General features: G+C 39.3%; 4 protein-coding genes and 1 pseudogene. All 5 read right to left on the bottom strand.

The features are described 5' to 3' along the window. Positions 1-201: pseudogene (locus P9B04_RS20465) on the bottom strand (hypothetical protein); the annotation flags it as partial. A gap of 9 nt (positions 202-210) precedes the next feature. Continuing rightward, positions 211-900, bottom strand: a complete 690-nt coding sequence (locus P9B04_RS20470; protein ID WP_342056820.1) for a TniQ family protein — start codon at positions 898-900, stop codon at positions 211-213. Beyond that, on the bottom strand, positions 890-1,450 hold the full coding sequence (locus P9B04_RS20475) for a hypothetical protein (protein WP_342056821.1): 561 nt from the start codon (positions 1,448-1,450) through the stop codon (positions 890-892). Before P9B04_RS20475 ends, P9B04_RS20470 begins: the two co-directional genes overlap by 11 nt. A gap of 36 nt (positions 1,451-1,486) precedes the next feature. After that, positions 1,487-2,092: an ATP-binding protein gene (locus P9B04_RS20480; protein ID WP_342056822.1), complete on the bottom strand. Its 606-nt coding sequence runs from the start codon at positions 2,090-2,092 to the stop codon at positions 1,487-1,489. A gap of 36 nt (positions 2,093-2,128) precedes the next feature. Next, positions 2,129-2,467 (bottom strand): hypothetical protein, encoded by a 339-nt coding sequence (locus P9B04_RS20485; RefSeq protein ID WP_342056823.1) that lies wholly within the window; start codon positions 2,465-2,467, stop codon positions 2,129-2,131. Between the last annotated feature and the right edge of the window lie 29 nt (positions 2,468-2,496).

The raw sequence follows: 2,496 nt of genomic DNA on the forward strand, positions 1-2,496 counted from the left end.
TCTTTGTCCCCTAACTTTCGGCGAGTCCCCCCAGACTTTTTGAGAAGCTTCGATTTCGGCTGCTTTTTTAATTGACCAATCCAAGGAAACCAACCAAAGTAAATGCCAGCGTCGTGACTCTACAAGGTCCTTTGCTGATAAATAACGAGTTTTCAGTTCGTCTCTGTTTAAATAGGGTTCCAGATGAGCTTTTTTAGACATCTGCCTATTCTAGCTTATAAAGGGTATAACAAGAGCGGATTTGGTATGAGCTTTAGACAAATTAGATGGCTCAGTGTTATTAGTAGTAGAGACAATGCCTAACCATTGACCGCACTTTGAACAGTAACCAGCACGGGATAAAGAAGACAAAATCGGGATTTGTTGATGACAATGAGGACAAACAGTTTCTAAAACTCTCTGGTGATGTAGGCAAACGGAAATACTGTTGAAATGCCAGAGAAGAGGATCATAAACCTTTTGATGACTTAATCGCCATTCTTCATAACAATGAGGACACCAAGCTCTAGTCTTACGCAATAATTTTCGAGTTGTCAGAATTTGTTGCCAGTTTAATAATGTGAGATATGGAAAATCAGAACAATAGGTCAGTTTTTCTAATGCTTGAACTAAATCTTGAGCCAAGTCTCCCGTTCCATTGATTGCGCCCGTATCATTCCGCATACAAAATAAATTGGTTGTATGATAATTTTTAGGGACAATCGGAACAACTGTATGAGCAACCAGATTTCTAACGGAAAGACAATGCAGTTCAGATAACCGTATTAAATAACTGGTCAAACTTTCCACTAATGGTGTACCAATTCCTATCGGTTTTAAGGAAAATAAACGACTCCGAAGAGGTATTTTCGGTTTCTTAAGATCCCACGGTTCATAAACTGTTAAATTTTCAACTGACATCAGGTTCTTGTACTCCAATTTTGTCTCGTTTTGGCTTTCGTTTCCCGACTTTTTTTGTTCTTTTGGAAGACTGAGCTTTTTGGGGCTGTTGAGTTATGTCTTCACCTAACCCTAATAAAGCCCTTAAATTTTGGGCATCTGCTTCCGTTTCCGATAGTTGTCTTTCTCCTTCAAGAATTTCTGCAAACATTCGCTGACATTGAGCAACCGATAATGCTCTACGTTGAATTTGTTTGAGAGTAATTGTATCTGAACCTTCATCTAAAGAATCTTTGAGGGCGCGGGTTAACCAGTTTTTCAACGTACCAATACACCCTAAAGACCTTTCATAGAAATATTCCCAGTGGTTCACTAAATCAGGTTCTTGAACTAATGGCATTTGACGTTGAAATGTAAGTAAAATACTTTTAAACGCTTGAATATCATCAGGATTATCGACTTGATAACGAGGAAAATGGATGTCCACACTACGCCTTGATAATTGACCACTTAAATTCCGAAAAGTCAATAATTCATAGGTTCCTAATAAGCAGTGGAGAATAGTGGTCATATTAGCCAAAGATTTAAGACAATCTAATTGGTCTTGTCATTTATGCCCACTCGACATTTTTCCCATGTGTTGCGCTTCATCAATGAAAAATACATCGGGTTTACGATGACTTAAACTGTTTTCTAAAGCTCGTCTTAAAGCCGGTGCAACGACTTTAGGTTCAATGACAACATGACCAAAAATATCCCGATAAACACCTCTTACCCCATAATCAATGCTTCGACTCCGCTCAGCATTGACCCTGAGCGAAGTCGAAGGGTCAATCTTGTGTTCAATCAAGGGTGCGGAATGCGGTTCTTCAAGGGCAATTAAAGCACGGGTATAATAGTCTTTCCAGTTGAAATTCCTTGATTCTGGGGCAACCGCTTCAATACCAACAACTGGGATGCGACTTCTATCGGTGGTCAACTCAGGTAAGCAAGCATCAATGATTTTTTGTTCAACTCGCTGTTTAAGAGTAGTCTTGCCAACGCCACTAGGTCCATAAACAAAAATAAAAGATGCACCGGCTGGTTCGTTGATAGTTCCCATTAAAGTGTCGTAAACTTGCTTAAGGCGAGGATGTGCAACGGTAAACCCTTCAAAATAAGCCAGTTTTTCAACAATGGATTTTTCGAGAAGTTCTGGGGGTAAATAACTCATAATTTAGAACTCCTCATAAATTTCAAGGTTATCGGGTCATCTGTCTTCTCCAATAGAAGAGGACGTATTAGTTACGGCGGAACTATCGATATCAGTGGGAATAGATGAAAACATGGGTTTTTGATTAGCTTTACCCCCATTAATGACCTGAAAAACCTCCTTGGCTTCCATATCACGTTGTCTTTGCTGTAAAAGGACTTCCTCTGCTTCAACGGAGGTTAAAAACTCAGCCAGTTTTTTTGCGAATACTTTGGATTTTTTTTGATGATTGGAAAACCGTTTGATTAATTCTTTGGTAGCTAACTTGATTTCTTTCTCAGAACGACCTTGAAAATCAGCAAAATATTGAGAGGGAGCGACGCAAAAATGTCGCATCGACTAAATCTAGTCCAGGCAAGGGCTTG

This window comes from Crocosphaera sp. Alani8 (assembly GCF_038442745.1).
GTDB lineage: Bacteria > Cyanobacteriota > Cyanobacteriia > Cyanobacteriales > Microcystaceae > Crocosphaera.